The organism is Vallitalea maricola (genome assembly GCF_036985595.1).
GTDB lineage: Bacteria > Bacillota > Clostridia > Lachnospirales > Vallitaleaceae > Vallitalea > Vallitalea maricola.
Genome location: NZ_BTPU01000009.1, coordinates 86905 through 107524 on the forward strand (window position 1 = coordinate 86905; position 20620 = coordinate 107524).

At 44.5% G+C, this 20620-nt stretch carries 16 protein-coding genes; all 16 read left to right on the forward strand.

Features of this window, described 5'->3' with window-relative positions; genetic code table 11:
• Nucleotides 1-2: 2 nt before the first annotated feature.
• The 16 genes from AACQ14_RS03445 (at nucleotide 3) to AACQ14_RS03520 (ending at nucleotide 20606) form a co-directional block, all read left to right on the forward strand.
• Entirely contained in the window at nucleotides 3-260 is a 258-nt protein-coding gene (locus AACQ14_RS03445) for a DUF4315 family protein (protein WP_339362169.1), read from the forward strand.
• Nucleotides 247-975: a DUF4366 domain-containing protein gene (locus AACQ14_RS03450; RefSeq protein WP_459112795.1), complete on the forward strand. Its 729-nt coding sequence runs from the start codon at nucleotides 247-249 to the stop codon at nucleotides 973-975. Before AACQ14_RS03445 ends, AACQ14_RS03450 begins: the two co-directional genes overlap by 14 nt.
• On the forward strand, nucleotides 972-1130 hold the full coding sequence (locus AACQ14_RS03455) for a hypothetical protein (RefSeq protein WP_339362171.1): 159 nt from the start codon (nucleotides 972-974) through the stop codon (nucleotides 1128-1130). The genes AACQ14_RS03450 and AACQ14_RS03455 overlap by 4 nt, the downstream gene beginning before the upstream one ends.
• Complete coding sequence (locus AACQ14_RS03460; RefSeq protein WP_339362172.1) at nucleotides 1131-2150, forward strand: DUF3991 domain-containing protein; 1020 nt, start codon at nucleotides 1131-1133, stop codon at nucleotides 2148-2150.
• A 4-nt stretch (nucleotides 2151-2154) separates the two neighbouring features.
• Entirely contained in the window at nucleotides 2155-4221 is a 2067-nt protein-coding gene (locus tag AACQ14_RS03465) for a type IA DNA topoisomerase (protein ID WP_339362173.1), read from the forward strand.
• A gap of 19 nt (nucleotides 4222-4240) precedes the next feature.
• Entirely contained in the window at nucleotides 4241-6568 is a 2328-nt protein-coding gene (locus AACQ14_RS03470; RefSeq protein WP_339362174.1) for a YodL domain-containing protein, read from the forward strand.
• Between the two features lies 1 nt (nucleotide 6569).
• Entirely contained in the window at nucleotides 6570-6797 is a 228-nt protein-coding gene (locus tag AACQ14_RS03475; RefSeq protein WP_339362175.1) for a transposon-transfer assisting family protein, read from the forward strand.
• A gap of 773 nt (nucleotides 6798-7570) precedes the next feature.
• Complete coding sequence (locus AACQ14_RS03480; protein WP_339362176.1) at nucleotides 7571-7918, forward strand: TnpV protein; 348 nt, start codon at nucleotides 7571-7573, stop codon at nucleotides 7916-7918.
• A 290-nt stretch (nucleotides 7919-8208) separates the two neighbouring features.
• The gene (locus AACQ14_RS03485; RefSeq protein ID WP_339362241.1) at nucleotides 8209-14385 is read left to right on the forward strand and encodes an SNF2-related protein; all 6177 of its coding nucleotides are present in this window, start codon (nucleotides 8209-8211) and stop codon (nucleotides 14383-14385) included.
• Nucleotides 14385-14720 (forward strand): plasmid mobilization protein, encoded by a 336-nt coding sequence (locus AACQ14_RS03490; RefSeq protein ID WP_339362177.1) that lies wholly within the window; start codon nucleotides 14385-14387, stop codon nucleotides 14718-14720. Before AACQ14_RS03485 ends, AACQ14_RS03490 begins: the two co-directional genes overlap by 1 nt.
• A 70-nt stretch (nucleotides 14721-14790) precedes the next feature.
• The gene (locus AACQ14_RS03495; RefSeq protein ID WP_339362178.1) at nucleotides 14791-15072 is read left to right on the forward strand and encodes a CD1845 family protein; all 282 of its coding nucleotides are present in this window, start codon (nucleotides 14791-14793) and stop codon (nucleotides 15070-15072) included.
• Nucleotides 15073-15288: 216 nt separating this feature from the next.
• A complete protein-coding gene (locus AACQ14_RS03500) occupies nucleotides 15289-16443 on the forward strand; it encodes a toll/interleukin-1 receptor domain-containing protein (RefSeq protein ID WP_339362179.1) in 1155 nt (384 codons plus the stop codon).
• Nucleotides 16436-16858 (forward strand): hypothetical protein, encoded by a 423-nt coding sequence (locus tag AACQ14_RS03505; RefSeq protein WP_339362180.1) that lies wholly within the window; start codon nucleotides 16436-16438, stop codon nucleotides 16856-16858. The genes AACQ14_RS03500 and AACQ14_RS03505 overlap by 8 nt, the downstream gene beginning before the upstream one ends.
• Before the next feature lie 72 nt (nucleotides 16859-16930).
• Nucleotides 16931-18343, forward strand: a complete 1413-nt coding sequence (locus AACQ14_RS03510) for a relaxase/mobilization nuclease domain-containing protein (RefSeq protein WP_339362242.1) — start codon at nucleotides 16931-16933, stop codon at nucleotides 18341-18343.
• A gap of 297 nt (nucleotides 18344-18640) precedes the next feature.
• A complete protein-coding gene (locus AACQ14_RS03515) occupies nucleotides 18641-19324 on the forward strand; it encodes a response regulator transcription factor (RefSeq protein ID WP_339362181.1) in 684 nt (227 codons plus the stop codon).
• Nucleotide 19325: 1 nt separating this feature from the next.
• Complete coding sequence (locus tag AACQ14_RS03520) at nucleotides 19326-20606, forward strand: sensor histidine kinase (RefSeq protein WP_339362182.1); 1281 nt, start codon at nucleotides 19326-19328, stop codon at nucleotides 20604-20606.
• The last annotated feature ends 14 nt before the right edge of the window (nucleotides 20607-20620 follow it).

The following is a 20620-nucleotide window of genomic DNA, read 5'->3' on the forward strand; positions in this document are numbered from 1 at the left end:
ATTTGAACGCAAAACTAAAAAAGGTGCTGTCCGATATGAAGAAAATCGAGGATAAAATCGGGCTTTTGCAAGAAAAATGGGAAGAACTGAACAGGCAAAAGACCGAGCTTGAAAACCTTGAAATCATCGGGCTTATCCGAGGTGCAAAAATCAGCACAGAAAATCTAAACGATGTTATCACGGCATACCGCAGCAAAAGCGGTGTGCCTTTTTCATCTGAAAAACAGGAGGAAAACAAGAATGAAAATGAAGAAATCTAAAATCCGTATGTTCGCTGTACTGCTTATGACGGTGCTTTGTATGACCGCTTTTTCCACCACTGCCTTTGCAAGCGGCGGTGAGGATTACACAGAGCCAACACCCGAGCCAACCGAAACGCCGTCCGTTCCCCTAACACCCGAGGGCAATTTAACCCTTGTGGACGATGTGGAGCGAACAGACGAAATTGATAAGCAGTTTATTACCGCCGTATCCAAAAACGGCAACTACTTTTACCTTGTCATTGACCGTGCAGGCAAAGAGGACAATGTGTATCTCTTAAATATGGTCGATGAAGCCGACCTGCTTGCTCTTATGGAGGACGGCACTGCCACGCCTAAAGTCTGCTCCTGCAAGGATAAATGCGAAGTGGGTGCAGTCAATGGCGATTGTCCTGTATGCAGTACCGACAAAGGGAAATGCACAGGCAAAGCCCCCGAAGTAACCGAGCCTACTGACGAGCCGCAGCCCGAAAAAGAAAAAGGCAATCCAATGGGAATTGCGGCACTTTTACTTGTGTTCGGTTTAGTGGGCGGCGGTGCGTTCTATTACTTCAAGGTGGTAAAAAACAAGGCAAAGCCACAGAGCAACCCCAATATGAACGAATATGCTTTCAGTGATGACGAGGACGATGAGGACGAATACGAGCCTGCCGCCGAAGAACAGGAAGAAATCCCCGCAGAAACTGCCGAGGAAAGCGAGGACGATGTGAAATGACATACTTTACCGACAGCCCCTATGAAAAAATGATGATGCAAAAGCCGCAGTATTCCTCTGCTCCTGCCAAGGACAGACCGCCCAAAAAGGAGAAGAAAGTCCGCAAGCTGATTATTGTCCATGAGAAAAAGGAAGAAAAAAGCGGAGGTGCATAAATGCCGAAACCGCTGCCATTCACTGAGGAAGAAATGAAACAGGTCTTTGCCACAAACTTGATAGAATATGCAAGGTCACAGGGCTTTGCGGTAGAAAAATCGGACAGGAAAACCTACCATGTGAAAGGACACGGCGGCTTGTATCTATTCCCCAAGGGCTACCACCATTTCAGCCGTGGGGAAAGCGGAAATATCATAGACTTTGCAAAGGAATATCAAGGCTTATCTTTTATCACAGCGGTGGAAACCATTTTAGGTACAAGGGCTTACGCAAATACTTTGCTGCCCTTACCGCCAATTCCCGAGCGTGGGGAGTTGATACTGCCGCCCAAAAGCATGGACATACAGCAGGCACGGAACTATCTCATAGAGGAACGCTGTCTTGACCCACAGATAGTAGACCGCTTAATCGGACAGGGCATGATTTATCAAGCGGTCACAAAGAGCAAAGGCACGGTGTATCAAAACTGTGCCTTTGTTTCCTTTGATAAGGACGGTAAGCCACGCTACTGCTCCCTGCGTGGCATGGGCGGCTCCCGTTTCCGGCAAGATGTAGTCAATTCCGATAAAAGCTACGGCTTTACCATGCAAGGCACGGGCAGCCGTGTCTTTGCCTTTGAAAGCCCCATTGATGCTATCAGCCATGCAACCCTTATGCGGCTAAACGGCATGGACGATACCAAGGATTTCCGTATCTCCGAGGGCTGTTTATCCGACAAGGCACTGACAAGATTTTTAGCCGATAACCCACAAATAACCGAAATTGTGTTTTGCTTTGATAACGATGTTGACGGCAAAGACCATAAAGGCAATCCCCACAACCACGGACAGGAGTTTGCCAAAAAATGTGCAGAAAAATTGGGGGCAAAGGGATATGCCGTGTATATCCAAACACCCCACCGAAAAGATTTTAATGCCGATTTACAGTATATACGGCAATCGGTAATTGCAAAGTTAAGAGAAAAACAAGTCCCCTCACCACAGAGGGCAGAAAAGAAAAAACAGGATAAGGAGAGATAACAATATGCAGTTAGTCATAGCAGAAAAACCAAGCGTTGCACAGAGTATCGCCAAGATATTAGGTGCAACAAGCCGCAAGGACGGCTATACCGAGGGAAACGGTTATATTGTCAGTTGGTGCGTTGGGCATTTGGTGGAGCTTGCCGCAGCCGACAGCTACGATGAAAAATACGCAAAGTGGCGGTATGAGGATTTGCCCATACTTCCTGCCCATTGGCAGTACCAAGTTTCAAGCAACACCAAAAAGCAGTTTACTGTGCTGAAAAAGCTCATGGCAGACAGCCGAGTTGACACGGTGATATGTGCCACCGATGCAGGGCGTGAGGGAGAACTCATCTTCCGTCTTGTCTATGAAAAGGCAGGGTGCAAAAAGCCTGTGAAAAGGCTTTGGATTTCCTCCCTTGAAGATACCGCTATTCAAAAGGGCTTTGAACAGCTAAAGGACGGCAAAGAATATGACAATCTCTATCAAGCGGCACTGTGCAGGGCAAAAGCCGACTGGATTGTGGGTATCAATGCCACCCGTCTTTTTTCCGTTCTTTACGGTCAGACCCTTAATATCGGGCGAGTGATGTCACCCACCCTTGCCATGATTTGTGAGCGTGATGCCAATATTTCCGTTTTTAAGCCCGAGCCGTTCTATACCGTACATCTCACCTGTAATGGATTTTCCATGATAGGTGAAAAGCTCAAAGACAAGGCACAGGCAACAAAGCTGTTAAAGGCTTGTGACGGTCAGAGTGTTACAATAGCGAGTGTGGAGCAAAAGGAAAAGACGGAAAAACCGCCCAAGCTCTATGACCTTACCACCTTACAGCGTGAAGCCAATAAGCTGTTGGGCTTTACCGCCGAACAGACCTTGCAGTATGCACAGAGCCTTTATGAAAAGAAATATATCACTTATCCCCGAACAGACAGCCGATTTTTAACTGAGGATATGGAAAGCGGTATTCCTGTCTTAGCCAAAGCTACGGCAGGATTTTTTATATCCGAAGCCGCCGAGCTGCCTATCAACCCTGCACAGGTCATTGACAGCTCCAAGGTCAGTGACCACCACGCCATTATCCCCACCATGAATATCAAGGGGCTTGATGTGCAGAGCTTGCCTGCCGGAGAGCGTGAAACGCTGCTGCTCCTTGCCATTCGTCTGTTAGTTGCCGTGGGCAATACCCATAGGTACAGTGAAACTGTTATCACAGCAAAGTGCGGTGAGTCTGTTTTCACAGCTAAGGGCAAAACCGTCATCCAAGAGGGTTTTAAGACGGTACAAAAGCTCTATAAGGGAGAGCAGGAAAAAGAGGATAAAGACCAAGCCCTGCCGAGTATTGCCCAGGGCGAAGTCTTTACCGCAAAAGCCGAAATCAAGGAGGGTAAAACCTCACCGCCCAAGCCCTTTACCGATGATACCCTGCTGTCCTCAATGGAAAATGCCAACAAAGCGGAAACCGATGCCGAGCGTAAGGGCATTGGCACTCCGGCAACGAGAGCAGGCATTTTGGAAAAGCTGATTAAATCGGGGCTTGCGGAACGAAAGGGCGATAAAAAAGTAAAGTATTTCACTGCCACCCACAAAGGCACAGCCCTTATTACCGTACTGCCCGAACAGGTGCAGTCCCCATTGATGACCGCCGAATGGGAAGAAAAGCTAAAGCTCGTGGAGCATGGAGAGCTGACCGCTGATGCTTTCCTGTCCGAGATTGTGGATATGACATCTTCCCTTGTAAAGACCTATGAAATGATTAAGGGAGCTGACACCCTCTTTCCCTCTGAGCGTGAGAGCATGGGAAAATGCCCTCGCTGCGGCGGTGCTGTTACCGAGAATAAAAAGGGCTTTTGTTGCAGTAATAAGGCTTGTGGTTTTGCTATTTGGAAAGAAAACCGCTTTTTCACGGCAAAGAAAAAGACCGTAACAAAGGCGATTGTTGCGGAGCTTTTGAAAAACGGAAAAGTATCCCTCACAGGCTGCTATTCTGAAAAGACAGGCAAGACCTATGATTGTGTGGCGGTGCTTGATGATACTGGAGGACAGTTTGTGAATTTCACAATGGAATTTGCACCGAGGAAAAAATAATGGAAAGGAGTAGACCTCTATGGCAGAAAAACAAAACCCTAAAGAACGGTTAAAGGAAATAACCGACAGCATTGAAACAGGTATCAAGGAGCTTTTTGAAAGTGACAAGTACAAAAGCTATCTCCAGACCATGAGCCGCTTTCACAAATATTCTCTGAACAACACCCTGCTCATCTCCATGCAAAAGCCCGATGCCACCCTTGTGGCAGGCTTTAACAAATGGCGGGACGGCTTTTCCCGCCATGTCAAAAAAGGAGAAAAGGGCATTAAAATCATTGCACCCACACCCTATAAAATCAAAGAGTCACGGGAGAAACTCGACCCACAGACCAAAGCCCCTCTCCTTGATGCAGGCGGCAAGGTGCAGACCGAGGAAGTGGAAATACAGATACCCATGTACCGTGTAGTGTCTGTATTCGATGTTTCCCAAACCGAGGGCGAGCCACTGCCCACCCTTGCAAGCAATCTGACGGGCAATGTGGAGCAATTTGAGGTGTTCATGGAGGCAATTAAACGCACCGCACCTGTTCCCATTGAAATCAAGCCGCTGCCCGAGAATACCGACGGCTACTATCACACCGAGGATAAACGCATTGCAATTCGTGAGGGCATGAGCGAGGTGCAGACTGTTTCCGCCGCCATTCACGAAGTTGCACATTCCCTCCTGCACAATAAGGAAACAGAAAAGGAGCTGCAAGCACAGCAGGACGAAAGCATACAGCCAATCAAACCCAAAGACCGCAATACCGAAGAAGTTGAAGCGGAAAGTATCTCCTTTGCCGTTTGCAGCTATTATGGTATTCAGACAAGTGAGAACAGCTTTGGATATATTGCTTCTTGGAGCAAGGGCAAAGAGCTTGCGGAGCTTAGGGCTTCACTGGAAACTATCAATAAAACTTCATCGGAGCTGATAAGCGGTATTGATAAGCACTTTGCCGAGATTGTAAAGGAGCGTGGTATTGATTTGACTGCCGAAACTGCCCTGCCGGAGCAAGCCCCCGACCCTAACAAGGGGCAGATTACCGAGGACGGCTCTTTTATAACCGTAGAAGGTCACATCGGTACTTGGTGTGCCATTGACAGCCAAGAGATAGAGGGTAAAAAATACTTCCTGTTGGAGCATGAGGAACATGGTGATGAAGCAGCTTGCGTGATTGTAGACAGTGACGGCAAACTGGTATTAGATGATGTTTGGAATGGATTTGATGACCTCAAGGAGCATTTTGAAAGCAGAACTGCCGAGGAACAGCGGATTGATGAGCCTATCCAACATGATTACCCTATGCCCGACCCTACGGTGAGCATTGATGACCGCAATGCCTATGGCTATACCGCCGATGAACTTCTGCCACTGTCAAAGGAACGAGCCGCAGAGCTGTGGGAACAGGATTTACCTGTCTTTATTCTCTATCCTGATAATACAGAAGCCATGATTTTTGACATGGAAGAAATGAAAGACCATGACGGTTTGTTTGGGATTGAAACGGCTGATTGGCAGGCTTTTCACAACCGAGATAAGGACAAAGACCATTTACCGCCACAGGAGGTTGAAGCACAGTTTTTAGAGCAGACCCAAAATGCCTTTGCCATTTATCAGCTAAAAGACGGTGAGGATTTGCGTGATTACCGTTTTGAGGGAATGGACTGGCTCATCGGTCATGGACTGACCGTAGACCGTGCTAATTACGAGCTTGTCTATACCGCCCCTCTTAGGGATTTTGGCGGTAACAAAGACCATGCCCTTAACAAGCTGTATGAGCAGTTTAATATCAACCACCCCACAGATTTCAAAGGACACTCCCTGTCGGTCAGCGACATCGTTGCCTTAAAGGTGGACGGTACGGTATCCTCTCATTATGTGGATAAGTTTGGCTTTCAAGAAGTACCGCAATTTTTAGAGCCTGCACCACCACAGCCGGATAACTTCTTGACAGGAGAACGAATTGAAACCCCACGAGGGAGCTTTTCGCTAACCTCCATGACAAGGGAGCAGATGGAACAGGCAGGATACGGCTACCACCATTCATCAGACAACGGAGCGTATCTCATCATGGGTAACGGCACTCGTGCTTTTGCTGTTGTGAATGAGGATAATCCCCTCCGCACCGCAGAGCTGTCTACCGAGCAAAACTATAATCATATTGACGGTATCATCAACAATCAACCCACCGTAGCACAGCTTGAACAAGATGCCAAAAGCGGCAAGCCTATCTCTCTTATGGACTTACTTGATGCCACACGCAGAGAAGAAAAACAATCGGTTATGGAACAGCTCAAAGCCAAGCCACCACAGGAGCAGAAAAAAGAAAAAACAGCACCCTCAAAGGGTGCAGAAATGGAGCGATGATATGAATTTTACAGTTGAGGAAAGCAATTTGATGTGCATTTACAATACAGGCTCAAGAGCAGATTTGATTGCAGAGCTTACCGAAATGCAGACCCACTTGCAAAGCGATGAAACAGAATTAAAGGAGCTTGCTCATTCGGTAATTGCCAAGCTGCAAGCAATGAGCGATGATGATTTTACCGCTGCTACCGATGAATTGATAGCTGATTTTGGAGAAACGGAGGACTAATATGCCGACTGCTACGCAAACAAAACAGGCGTATCTAAGTGAACTGTTTGAAGATACCGCAGGCAGGGTGACAAGCAGCCTTGCAAACTGGACGGGCTTTCTAACTACTGTTGGAAAGCTCTATAAATATCCGTTCCATGAGCAGCTTATGATTTACGCACAGCGACCCGATGCCACCGCCTGTGCCGAGTATGGCTTGTGGAATGACAAGATGAACCGATATGTTCGCCGTGGCTCTAAGGGGATTGCCCTGCTTGACCCTACCAGTGACAGGCCTCAAATTAAATATATCTTTGATGTTTCCGATACGGGCGGCCGAGAAAATTCTCGCCGCCCTTTTCTTTGGGAAATGAGGGAACACCATGAACAGCCGATTTTAGAAATGCTTGAAGATAAATTCGGTGTAAGCGGTGATAATCTTGCCGATGGATTTTACAACATTGCCAACACTTTGGCGAAAGAGTATTATGATAACCACAAAGAGGACTTACCCTATTTTGCAGAAAACAGCTTTTTAGAGGACTATGACGAGGATAACCTCAAGGTAGCTTTTGAAAATGCCACCACGGACAGTATCGCCTACACCCTGATGAAGCGGTGCGGGCTGGATACCGAAAACTACTTTGAGCATGAGGATTTTTCCCCTATCTTTGACTTTAACACCTCCGCTGCTGTCAGCCTTTTGGGTACGGCAGTCAGTGAGCAAAGCGAGCAAGTATTCAGACAAATATCACTCACTATCATCAAAACAGAGCGTGAAAGGAGAAACGAATATGAACGAAATCACTTACAGCCGGAACGGGGATTATCTGATACCCAACATCAAGCTGAAGGAGCAGCCGACACAGCCCCTCGGCAAGTACGGCAGAATGAGGGAAACCTATTTACAGGAACACCGCAAAGCCCTGTTCAACCACCTGTTACTGAGCGAGAAGCTGCAAGCCCACCTACTGGAGATAGACCAAACGGCGAACAGACGACTGGAACAGATAATGGCAGACTTGCAGAAAACCCAAGTGCCGCCCAACAAGATGACACAGCAGTTGGAATGGGTAGGATACATGAACAATCTGAAATCTCAAGCGGAGGAAATCATACTGACGGAGCTTATTTACAGCTAACCCTATTCCCCTCAGAGCAGGAACAAATACAGAACATAGCGGACAGACAAGAGCGTGAAAACACGCAAGGTCAGTCCGCTTTTTCTATTTCCCACAGTGAGATTGAAAACGAGTTAAAGCATGGCACAGGTACACAAGGCGGCAAACTCCGTGTCTATGGGTTTTACAAGAAAAACCCTACTGAAAAGGCGGCAGTTGACTTTCTTAAAAATGAGTTTGGATGGTACGGTCACAGCCATACATTTGCAGACGGTACAAGCGGTTTTATAGATTATCAGCCGTCAAAGGGAATGACCATAGACCACTATGATACCAACAGCAAAAGCACTGTCAAGTGGACGGAAATTGAAAAACATCTCCGTGCATTAGTAGCCACAGACCGCTATTTAACAGCGGAGGAAAAAGCACAAGATGAGGAACAGCAGCAAGCTGCTGTCGGGCTTGAAAATATTACACCTCCACCAACAGCAGAGCCGCAGCCACAATCTGCATTGACCGACACCGTGAAAGCGGCTATCTCCGAAATCAAGGCAGAAATCACCCAATCCGACATTGAAACCGCCTTGCTTGACTGGAACGGTGACGAGGACAGCAAAGCAAGGGTGCTTTCCTATATGCAAAGCCACAGCCGTGAGCGTGGCACAGCCGACTGGCTGAAAAATGAGTACGGCGGTAATCTTCCTGCCTTTCCTGTAATCAAGGAAGATTTATCCGTTGAACTGCCGTGGGCAAAGATGCAACGGCTTCTTGGTCAGCTTGTTATGCAAAACAAGTTTTTTGTAAATGACGAAACCGAACGCTACACCGTGGAGCAGACCTCCGATGCGTGGGAACAGCCCTTTATTGTTCGTGATAATACTATCCCCGACGGCGATAAGGACAGATACCACCATACAGAGGACACCTATCCCACCTATAACACCGAGGAACAGGCACAGGCGATGGCAGACCGCTTGAACAGCATAGAGCCACCACACACAGCGGAGCTTACCTTGGAAATGTACGATACTGAAAACCCCGACATTTTTAAGGTCAAGGAAAACAGCTATTTAGTTTCAGCCGAGGTAAATGCCCCGCAAGAAATATGGGAGCGTTTTGCAAGCAAGGGGCTTGTTCCAAAGGAGGACAGCCAACAGCGGCTTGTCTTTGAAACGGACGGCAACAACTGGAACAGATTTTATATCCCCGATACCTATGGCAACAAGTGGAACAACATCAATGCCCTTGATGTGCTTACCTCCGAAGAAGTCAAAACCATGTGGGAGGTGGTACAAAAGGTAATCCCTGCCGAGGAAAAGCAAGCCGAAATTCCCCCTATCCCATACACCAAGGGCGATACCGTCTATCTCGAAAACGGTACGCCTTTTTTCATTGAGGAAATCACCGAAAATCAAGTGACCCTGCGTGACCCCTCTTTGTTTTATCCTGTGCTGAGAGCCGAGAGCCGTGACAGCTTTTTGCGGCTTTTGGAGCGTTACCCACAGACTAAAACAGAACAGGAAAAAGCCGAGGACTTCCGTATTACCGATACCCATTTAGGCGAGGGCAATAAACGAGAGAAATTTCAGCGTAACATTGCCGCTATCGCCACCTTGCAGACCCTTGAGCGTGAAAACCGCCCTGCCTCTTCCGAAGAACAGGAAACCCTGTCGCAGTATGTCGGTTGGGGCGGCTTGCCCGATGTTTTTGATGAAACAAAAGACAGTTGGCACGGTGAATACTTACAGCTAAAAGACCTCTTAACCGAGGACGAGTACGAAATGGCAAGGGCAAGTACCTTGGGTGCTTACTACACCTCACCAACGGTCATTAAGGCAATTTATGATGCGGTGGAGCAAATGGGCTTTACCACAGGCAACATCTTAGAGCCTGCCTGCGGCACAGGCAATTTTTTCGGTATGCTCCCCGAAAGTATGCAAGGCTCTAATCTTTATGGTGTGGAGCTTGACAGCATCACAGGCAGGATTGCAAAGCAGCTCTACCCAAGTGCCAATATCGCCGTGACAGGCTTTGAGAAAACAGAACTGCCCGACAGCTTTTTTGACCTTGCAATCGGCAATGTACCTTTTGGCAACTATAAGCTCAGTGAGAAACGCTATGATAGCCAAAACTTCCTCATTCACGACCACTTTTTCGCTAAGGCACTGGATAAAGTCCGCCCCGGCGGTATCGTTGCTTTTGTCACCTCCAAGGGAACAATGGACAAGAAAAACCCCGAGGTCAGACGATACCTTGCACAAAGAGCCGAGCTTTTAGGAGCTATCCGCTTGCCAAACAACGCATTTAGCAAAAATGCAGGCACAGAAGTCACCAGTGATATTATCTTTTTGCAAAAGCGTGACAGCCCCATTGATGTAGATAAGGATTGGATACACCTTGGGCTTGATAAAAACGACATTTCTCTCAACAGCTATTTTGCAGAACACCCCGAAATGATACTGGGTAATATGGAAATGGTCAGCGGTCAGTTTGGTATGGAAAGTGCCTGTGTTCCCATCGAGGGTGCAGAGCTATCCGAACAGTTAAAATCGGCTGCCCGAAACATCGAGGGCGAAATCAGCGAAGCGGAGCTGCCCGATATAGAAATCTCCGAGCAAGTGTCTATTCCTGCCGACCCTAATGTAAAAAACCACACCTACACCCTCGTGGACGGTGAGGTGTACTTCCGTGAAAACAGCCGCATGGTAAAGCCTGCTCTTAACCAAACTGCAAAAGAGCGTGTCACAGGGCTTGTGGAGCTGCGTGAGTGTGTCAATGACCTAATCTATTATCAGCTTGAAGATTTTAGCGATGAAGTCATTAAAACGGAACAGGTCAAGCTAAATCGGCTCTATGATACCTTTACCGCAAAATACGGGCTGATTAACAGCCGTGGCAATGCCCTTGCCTTTAGTGAGGATAACTCCTACTATCTTCTTTGCTCTTTGGAAGATGTGGACGAGGACGGCAAGCTGAAAGCCAAGGCAGATATGTTCACCAAACGCACCATTAAAAAAGCTGCTAATATCACAAGCGTGGATACTCCCTCTGAAGCTCTTGCCGTTTCCATTTCCGAAAAAGCAAAGGTAGATTTGTCCTTTATGGCAGAGCTGACAGGATTATCGGAAGAAGAAATTGCTGCACAGCTTAAAGGGGTTATCTTCCGTGTTCCCGAGCTGTACCACACCGATGCACCGCCCCATTATGTCACAGCAGACGAATACCTTTCCGGCAATGTCCGTGAAAAGCTCCGCACCGCCGAGCTTGCCGCCAAAACAAACGAGGAATACAAGGCGAATGTAGAAGCACTGGAGCAGGCACAGCCCATAGATTTAGATGCAAGCGAAATTGAGGTGCGTATTGGCAGCACTTGGATTGATAAAGAGTATATGCAGGAATTTATGTACGAACTCTTTGACACTCCATATCGCAATCAAGGAAGTATTAAGGTCAATTACTCTAACTTTACCGCTGAATGGAGCGTAACCAACAAGAATTCCATCTACTATGACGATGTTGCCGCCTATGCCACCTATGGCACAGACAGAGCCAACGCATACAAGATTTTTGAGGATACCCTTAATCTCCGTGATGTGCGTATCTATGACACCAAAACCGAGCCGGACGGTAAGGAAATCCGTGTACTCAATATCAATGCCACACAACTTGCACAGCAAAAACAACAGCTAATCAAGGACGCATTTAAGGATTGGATATTCAGAGATGCAGACAGGCGGCAGACCCTTGTAAAGCTCTACAATGAGCGTTTCAATTCCATAAGACCCCGAGAATATGACGGCAGCCATATCAATTTTGTGGGAATGAACCCACAAATCAAGCTCCGTGAACACCAAATCAATGCCATTGCCCATATCCTCTACGGCAATAACACCCTGCTTGCACACGAAGTAGGTGCAGGCAAAACCTTTGAAATGATTGCAGGGGCAATGGAAAGCAAGCGGCTTGGACTGTGCCAAAAGCCACTCTTTGCCGTACCCAACCACCTAACCGAGCAATGGGCAAGCGAGTTTCTAAGGCTTTATCCTGCCGCCAATATCTTGGTGGCCACGAAGAAAGACTTTGAAACGAAAAACCGCAAGAAGTTTTGTGCGAGGATTGCCACAGGCGAATATGATGCGGTAATTATCGGTCACAGCCAGTTTGAGCGTATCCCTGTTTCTTTAGAACGGCAGGAACGCCTGCTCCGTGAGCAGATTGATGAAATTGAGCAAGGTATCCGAGAGGTAAAGGCAAGCGGGGGTGAGGGCTTTACTGTCAAACAGTTTGAACGCACCAAAAAGGGGCTGATTGAACGGCTGAAAAAGCTTGAAGCAAGAGAACGCAAGGATAGCGTTGTTACCTTTGAGCAGCTTGGTGTAGACAGGCTCTATGTAGACGAAGCCCACAGCTATAAAAATCTTTTCACATTTACAAAAATGCGTAATGTGGCAGGCTTATCCACCTCCGATGCTCAAAAATCCAGTGATATGTTCTTAAAGTGCCGCTATATGGACGAGCTGACAGGCGGCAAAGGTACGGTGTTCGCCACTGGAACTCCCGTGAGCAACTCAATGGTGGAGCTTTACACCATGCAGCGGTATTTGCAGTATGACCGCCTTAGAGAAACAGGGCTAATCCACTTTGATGCTTGGGCTTCTACCTTTGGGGAAACCGTCACGCAAAACGAGCTTGCCCCCGAAGGGAAAGGATACCGCCAACGCACACGATTTTCAAAGTTTTTCAATCTGCCCGAGCTTATGTCCATGTTCAAAGAGGTTGCCGACATCAAGACCGCCGATGAGCTGAACTTGCCTACTCCCGAGGTTATCTATGAAACGGTGGTGGCAAAGCCCACCGAAATACAACAGGAACTGGTGCAGGAGCTTTCAGAGCGAGCCGCTAAAATCCATAATGACCGCATAGACCCCTCTATCGACAATATGCTGAAGGTGACCTCAGACGGGCGAAAATTGGGGCTTGACCAGCGAGTGATTAACCCTATGCTGCCCGATGATGAAAACAGCAAGGTAAACACCTGTATAAACAATATTATGCGGATATGGGAGGACGGCAAGGACGATAAGCTGACACAACTTTTGTTCTGCGACCTGTCCACCCCAAAAGGCAGACCAAAACTTGACCTTGTTGCAAAGGCAGGCGGCAGCACCATTAACGGCGTAGAACTTCATGCTCTTGAAGATGCTCTACCCGATGATGTAACAGCTCCCGAAGCACAGTTTAGCGTGTATGAGGATATTCGTGATAAGCTCATCGCAAAGGGTGTGCCTGCAAGTGAAGTTGCCTTTATCCACGAAGCCAATACCGACACACGAAAAAAGGAACTGTTTGCAAAGGTGCGTAACGGTGATGTGCGTGTTCTTCTTGGCAGCACAGCAAAATGCGGTGCCGGCATGAATGTGCAAGACCGACTTGTAGCTTTGCACGATTTAGATTGCCCTTGGCGTCCGGGGGATTTAACCCAACGCTCCGGCAGAATTATCCGTCAAGGAAATCTAAACGAACAGGTAAAAATTTTCCGCTATGTTACCGAGGACACCTTTGATGCCTACCTTTGGCAGACTTTGGAAAACAAGCAGAAGTTTATTTCACAGATTATGACTTCAAAATCCCCTGTTCGCTCCTGTGAGGACATAGACGAAGCGGCTCTGTCCTATGCAGAAATTAAGGCTCTTTGTGCAGGCAACCCAGCGATTAAAGAAAAGATGGATTTGGATATTGAGGTGGCACGGCTGAAGCTCTTAAAAGCCAACCACCAAAGCACAAAATACCGTTTGGAGGACAATCTCTTAAAGCATTTCCCCGAAAGCATTGAGCGAAATAAGGGCTACATCAAGGGCTTTGAGCAAGATTTGATTACACTGGCAGAGCATACCCCGAAAGCCCCACAAGGCGGCGAGCTGCCAAAAGATGATTTTAAGATTACCATTAAGGGCGATGTTCTCACCGACAAGGACAATGCAGGTGCGGCAATTCTTGAAGCCTGCAAGGAGATAAAAAACAGCGACCCTGTGGAAATCGGCAGTTACAAAGGCTTTACCATGTATTTGAGCTATGCCGCCTTTGGAAACGAGCATACCCTCACCCTCAAAGGAGCAATGAGCCACACAGCGAAACTCGGGCTTGATGCAAGAGGAAATCTCACCCGTATCGACAATGCCTTAAACGGTATGCAGGGGCGGTTACAGGCGGTACAAAAGGAGCTTGAAAACCTCTATAATCAGCAGACGGCGGCAAAGGTTGAGGTACAAAAGCCATTTGTGCAGGAACAGGAGCTAAAGGACAAAACCGCACGGCTTGCCGTTCTTGACAAGGAGTTAAACATGAGTGCCATGCGGTCTGCACCCTCAAGGGATAGCGAGGTAGTAGCCAAACGGGAGCGACCCTCTATTTTGGACAGCTTAAAGCAGCCGCCACCAAGAGCCGCAATCACTCCGAAAAAATCAAAGACAGAAAGAGAGGAACGCTAATGGTGAAAAGGCAAAGAGATATACAGCTTCATTTTATGGTATCGCCCGAAGAACGAGGCATGATAAACGAAAAAATGGCGAGCATCGGCACAAAAAACATGGGTGCTTATCTCCGTAAAATGGCGGTGGACGGGCTTATCATTCACCTTCATACCGCCGATGTGAGAGAGCTTGTGAGGTTACTTCGTGTAACCTCCAACAGCCTAAATCAGCTTACCAAACGGGTACACGAAACAGGCAGCATTTACGGTGAGGACATCGAGGATTTGCAAAAAAGCTATGACAGGCTTTGGGGAGCTGCGGAGGAAATTATGCTCCGGCTTGCGGCGATTTGAATTGACAAGATGGACAATATTCCTCGCATCTGTTATGGTAAATACAGATTGATGTAGGGAGGGATTTTTTATGAAAACGATACTTAAAATTATACTGTTGCCGATTACATTAGCACTGAATATCTTGCTTGGAATGTCAAAGTTTGTGCTTCTTTTTGGCAGTGGGCTGCTTGGTGTTTTGTCCTTTTTGTTTTTTATTCTCGGCATCGGCATGATTATTGTGGCAAGCTTTTCACAGGCAATCCCTGCATTTATTGTAGGCTATTTGTTTAGTCCGTGGGGCTTGCCAATGGTAGGCGTATGGATTATAGCAAGAGTGGAAGGCTTCAATGAGTGGCTGAAAGGAATATAGCTCAATAACCAAAATCGGGGCGGTAGCATTTGTGTGCTATCGCCCCGATTTTGCTAAGTAGCAGAAGTTTTTATCATAAAGTAAGGGCGGCAAAGCCGTTTATCTTGACCCTTGCTTTGTGGTGGTACTTCTGCTTTTTTGTTCAGATTATGTTGATGAATTTTCCAGAGATGCGTGGTATAATTTAGAAAAACAGATTTAATTTGGAGGTGCAGTATGCCGGGAATTGCACGCAGAAAGTATGATGGTGAAACCATACGGATACATAAAAAATTAAAACAACCCCTATATCTTATCGCTGAAATTCTACCCTATGAATATGATGAGAAGTTACTTTTGAGTTTTTTCATGGAGCTATACCCTTTTGAATGGAAAGAAATTGTTGAAAGATGCAAGGTTTTTCAAGAAAAGGATAAGTTTCTTAAATCTCATGGCAAAAAAACGAGGTACAAATCACCTTCTCCCGAAAGCTTTTTCTACCATATACCTGTTGTAAGAAATATCTTAAGCGACAATTACAAGAAAAAACACAAAGAGTGTTATGTTGAAGCTGAAAGAGGAGAAAAATATCAGCACTTTAAGCAGAAGCGAAGCAATAAAATCCAACAAAAGAATGCTCAAGTTAATAGCTTTACTGATTTAATGCAAGAGGTCGAACCTTATTATGTGGATGTACTTATTGTTGCCTATCACCAAAAAGGCATAACCACTGAGGGGAAAATAGAAATTTTAAAGGAAATGGGAAAATTTATATGCCCTAAAACAATAGAATTTTTTTACAAAATCAACGACGCAGAACGCAATAACCAAATCCGCCGTACCGCTTTTTTTCATCTTCAGAAAAGTGGACACTATGCGAAGTTAAGAAAAAGTTTCAAAGGAAAGAAAAAGTCCTATATGACCGAAACCACTAAGTTTGATATGACCCCAACGGATTTAGTAGCTCGCCTTGAAAAAGATACTATTCAATGTAAAAAACGATTTGGTGTTTTTATTTCGCATAGTTTCAAAGATGCTGAACTTGTAAAACAAGTTATCTCGATTTTGAATAAGCAAGGATTAACCTGCTATTGCGACTGGTCAAGCGACAATGATTTTTTGAAGCGTAGCTTAGTAAGCGATTATACAAAAGAGGTTTTGAAAAAACGGATTGAGCAATCAGATAAGCTCTTGTTTCTTCGTACCGAAAATTCGATGAATGGTACTACTGTAAACTCTCCTTGGATAGAGTTAGAATTGCTGCACTGTCAAACTCTTGGAAAACCAATTTACTGTGTTGATTTACTTGATGACAAAGTGACTTTACCATATATATTCGTTAAACAGGATATTAAAAATAAAAACATTTCTTGGGAGGTAAAAGATGAATGATAATATAGAAGTTAAAATTCGCTATTTAGAGATGATACAAAATATAATGACAAGAATGTCAACCAATTCATTTATGTTAAAAGGTTGGGCTGTAACTTTGATTGCGGGTATTTTTGCTTTGTCGGCTAAAGAAGCTAACCCTATGTATTTTTTACTTGCCTATGTACCTGCTATATTGTTTTGGCTTTTAGATGCCTATTACTTGATGTTAGAAAGACAATATAAACATTTGTATAATTTAAGCACCGAGAAGGCAGTTTCTGATATTGACTTTAAGATAAAACGACCTAAAGCAAATTGGGAAAATAAAACTTGTTATTGTCAATGTTTGATGTCAACAACGGAGCTTTTCTTTTATGTCCCCACTGCCATACTTGTTGCAATCGTTGTTATTTTAGGTCAAAATATATTATAAGCGTTGTAGATGTTATAAATGAGAGTTGCCAGACTGGCAACTCTTTTTTCTTGCCCCAAAGGAGGTGTTATTATCGCTACCACAAGGCTTATTTCCATGCACCAAAACAAAGGAAAATCCATTGCAGATTGCCTTGCTGACCGTACCGACTATGCGAAAAATCCCGACAAAACAAATGACGGTGAGTTGTTGTCCTCTTACGAATGTGACCCTAAAACCGTGCAAGCTGAGTTTATGCTCTCTAAGCGACAATATGATGATATTACCGGCAGAAAACAAGCAAGCAATGTCATTGCCTATCAGATACGGCAATCCTTTAAGCCGGGGGAAATAACACCCGAGCTTGCCAATAAAATCGGTTATGAACTTGGCACGAGCTTCACCAAAGGCAACCACGCTTTTATCGTTGCCACTCACATAGATAAATCCCATATTCATAATCACATTATCTTTAATTCCACCTCCCTTGACTGCACAAAAAAGTTTCGTGATTTTCTTGGTAGTGGTCGGGCGATTGCCAAAATATCAGACCGCATTTGCCTTGAAAATGGGCTTTCTATTATTGAAAATCCCAAACGCTCCAAAGGGCATTATGGCAAGTGGCTTGGTGATAAAAAGCCCCTCTCTCATTCTGATAAATTAAGACAGACCATAGATGAAGTGCTTGCTAAAAAGCCTACAACCTTTGACGAGTTTTTACAGCTCATGCAGGGTGCAGGCTATGAAATAAAAAGTGGCAAGCACTATGCCTTTAAGGGTGCGGAGCAAAAGAAATTTATCCGTCTGCGTTCTCTCGGTGAGGGATATTCCGAAGATGAACTCAAGGCAATCATTGAGGGTAAAGCTCTCCAAAGAGAGGTTAAAAAGTCCTCTGTTAAGCAACCGAAACGGCAAGAAAAATCAATTAATCTGCTTGTGGATATACAGGCAAAATTACAGCAAGGCAAGGGCAAAGGCTACGAACAATGGGCAAAAATTTTCAACCTAAAACAAATGGCACAGACGGTCAATTTCTTGCAGGAACATAAGCTCCTTGCTTATGCCGATTTAGAGGAAAAAGCAAAGAAATGTACCGCTACCTTTGACGAGCTGAACACGCAAATCAAGACTGCTGAAAAGCGTATGGCAGAGATACAAGTGCTAAAAAAGCACATCATCAACTATGCTAAAACCCGAGATGTTTATACCGCCTACCGCAAGGCAGGCTACTCCCAAAAGTTTTTTGAGGAACACCGTGCCGAGCTGACATTGCATAAGGCGGCAAAGGCGGCTTTTGAGGAACTTGGTGTGAAAAAGCTCCCCACAGTTAAGACCCTGCAAGCCGAATATGCCGACTTGCTTTCAGAGAAGAAAAAGGCATACGGACAGTACCATGCAGTGAAAAAAGAAATGCAGGATATTCTGACTGCCAAGGCGAATATTGACCGACTTTTAGGACTGGAACAGGAACAAAAGGCAAAAGAAAACTCACAGGAACAGCGGTAAGCCGCACTGTGAGTTTATAGCACCGTTTACGGGGCGTAGCACGATGATTTATCATCGTTTCAGTGGGGATTGGGGATACTGCCCAACAAGCAAAAGCAACGAGGTGTGTACCGAGTTGCCCTGCTTGCCACTTTTGTTTATGATTAAGCTTGTATCTTTGTGCGAAAATTGAATAAAGACATTGCTTATGATAAAATATCACTAAATTCACAAATAATATTAACATAATGGATTAAAGCTTCATTAAAGATTTTTATGTTACTCTATATAAGAGTTTATAGAGATTGGAGGAAATAGATGAGAATACTGCTTGTTGAAGATGAACGACACATGGCACAGGCTATTGCCAAAGTGTTAGAAAAGAACAACTACACCGTAGATTTAGCTCATGATGGAGAATATGGACTTGATTGTGCATTGTCTGGCATATATGATATCGTAGTTCTTGATATTATGCTGCCAAAAATAAATGGGCTTGATGTTTTAAAGGCAATGCGCAATGAAAACATTGCCGTTCCCGTATTGCTTTTAACTGCCAAAGGAGAAACGGAGGATAAGGTAAAAGGGCTTGATTTTGGTGCCGATGACTATTTAGCAAAGCCATTTATAACAGATGAGCTTTTAGCAAGACTTCGTGCTTTAGCAAGGCGTAAAGGAGACATTGCAACAAGTGATACCCATTCGTATGGAGATATTTCTCTTAATCCTAATACATTAAATTTGTATTGCCACAAAAATTCTTTTAATCTAACATTAAAAGAAAGTCAGATTATTGATTTACTTATTCAAGCCAAAGGAAATGTAATTTCTAAAAACACTATCATTGAGAAAATATGGGGCTTTGATAGTGAAGCTGAAGATAGCCATGTTGAGGTTTATATATCTTTTTTACGAAAGAAGTTAAAATCCTTATCAGCAAAAACATCTATAAAAACTATTAGAGGTTTGGGCTATTCACTACAAATCGAGGAGGGTATATAGAATGTTTAAGCAGTTAAAAAGAAAAATTGTGCTTATTAATATGATAACCCTTTCGGTTGTAATGCTTATATCTTTTGCAACCATTCACTGCATCACTTATTTTAATATTCAAAGTCAAAATAAACTTAGAATGGAAAGCATTGTAGCAAGCACGCAAAGATTAATGGAACTGTCACAAAATAGTGGAGTAATTAGCACACAAGTGTTTGGCGAGTATCTACATGGATTTGGTATTGTAGTTGATGAAGCAGGACAGGTGGTTTTTGATAGCTCTTTTGGTACCATTCCATCATCGAATTTAGAAGAAGTTATTGGAGATATAAAAAAAGAAAATAAAGAATCCGGCGAAGTTACTCTATGCGGGGAAAAGTATAAATACATGGTTTCTGTTGTTGCTGCTACCGTTAAATTTGATGATAGTGACACCAATATAAATCCAAAAATTGAATCCCTTTATCAATTTAGCTTTTTGAATATAACTGACTCAAACAATACGTTAGTTCAGCTACTTGTTACATTCGTAATCGTTGGCTTGACAACGCTAATTATTATTTTTTGCATCAGTTTATACTTTGCAAAGCAGTCTACTCTACCAATTGAACAATCATACAGCAAACAAAAGCAGTTTATACAAGATGCTTCTCACGAGCTTAAAACACCTCTTGCAACTATTAGAGCTAATTTAGATGCAGTAAATTCAAATCCAGAGGAAACAGTGGCTATGCAGAAAAAGTGGCTTAGTTTTATTTCTTTGGAAGTGGAACGAATGACAAAACTTGTATGCGACCTACTTTATCTTGCAAGGAGCGAATATGGACAATCGCCAACTAATAATACCAAAGTTGATTTAAGTAAATTGGTTGACAGTACCTCAGCTTCAGTTGAAGCAGTTGCTTTTGAAAAAGGCATTGTTTTTGAAATAGAAAAACAAGCCGATATATTTATCATAGGCGATGAGGAAAAAATATTGCAGGTCATTAAAATCCTATTTGATAATGCCATTAAGTATAACAAAGTAAGTGGCGTAGTTAGAATACAACTAACCCAAGATAAATCCAACGTCTTTCTTTGTGTTTCTAATACAGGTGAAGGAATTGCGAAAGAGCATATTCCTAAAATTTTTGATAGATTTTATAGGGTGGATGAGTCAAGAGAACATGACGGTAGTTATGGCTTAGGGCTTTCCATCGCAAAAAATATAATAGAAAATATGAGTGGAGAAATCACTGTTCATAGCATTCTAGGCGAACAAACCACTTTTACCGTGAAATTCAAAAAATAATCAAGGAGATTTAA

What these genes read in the sequence shown, in the direction of transcription:
- AACQ14_RS03515 (WP_339362181.1), top strand. Translation starts at nt 18,641, where the DNA reads ATGAGAATACTGCTTGTTGAAGATGAACGACACATGGCACAGGCTATT.
- AACQ14_RS03500 (WP_339362179.1), top strand. Translation starts at nt 15,289, where the DNA reads ATGCCGGGAATTGCACGCAGAAAGTATGATGGTGAAACCATACGGATA.
- AACQ14_RS03490 (WP_339362177.1), top strand. Translation starts at nt 14,385, where the DNA reads ATGGTGAAAAGGCAAAGAGATATACAGCTTCATTTTATGGTATCGCCC.
- AACQ14_RS03480 (WP_339362176.1), top strand. Translation starts at nt 7,571, where the DNA reads ATGAACGAAATCACTTACAGCCGGAACGGGGATTATCTGATACCCAAC.
- AACQ14_RS03470 (WP_339362174.1), top strand. Translation starts at nt 4,241, where the DNA reads ATGGCAGAAAAACAAAACCCTAAAGAACGGTTAAAGGAAATAACCGAC.
- AACQ14_RS03520 (WP_339362182.1), top strand. Translation starts at nt 19,326, where the DNA reads ATGTTTAAGCAGTTAAAAAGAAAAATTGTGCTTATTAATATGATAACC.
- AACQ14_RS03450 (WP_459112795.1), top strand. Translation starts at nt 247, where the DNA reads ATGAAGAAATCTAAAATCCGTATGTTCGCTGTACTGCTTATGACGGTG.
- AACQ14_RS03460 (WP_339362172.1), top strand. Translation starts at nt 1,131, where the DNA reads ATGCCGAAACCGCTGCCATTCACTGAGGAAGAAATGAAACAGGTCTTT.
- AACQ14_RS03485 (WP_339362241.1), top strand. Translation starts at nt 8,209, where the DNA reads ATGACCATAGACCACTATGATACCAACAGCAAAAGCACTGTCAAGTGG.
- AACQ14_RS03455 (WP_339362171.1), top strand. Translation starts at nt 972, where the DNA reads ATGACATACTTTACCGACAGCCCCTATGAAAAAATGATGATGCAAAAG.
- AACQ14_RS03465 (WP_339362173.1), top strand. Translation starts at nt 2,155, where the DNA reads ATGCAGTTAGTCATAGCAGAAAAACCAAGCGTTGCACAGAGTATCGCC.
- AACQ14_RS03475 (WP_339362175.1), top strand. Translation starts at nt 6,570, where the DNA reads ATGAATTTTACAGTTGAGGAAAGCAATTTGATGTGCATTTACAATACA.
- AACQ14_RS03505 (WP_339362180.1), top strand. Translation starts at nt 16,436, where the DNA reads ATGAATGATAATATAGAAGTTAAAATTCGCTATTTAGAGATGATACAA.
- AACQ14_RS03495 (WP_339362178.1), top strand. Translation starts at nt 14,791, where the DNA reads ATGAAAACGATACTTAAAATTATACTGTTGCCGATTACATTAGCACTG.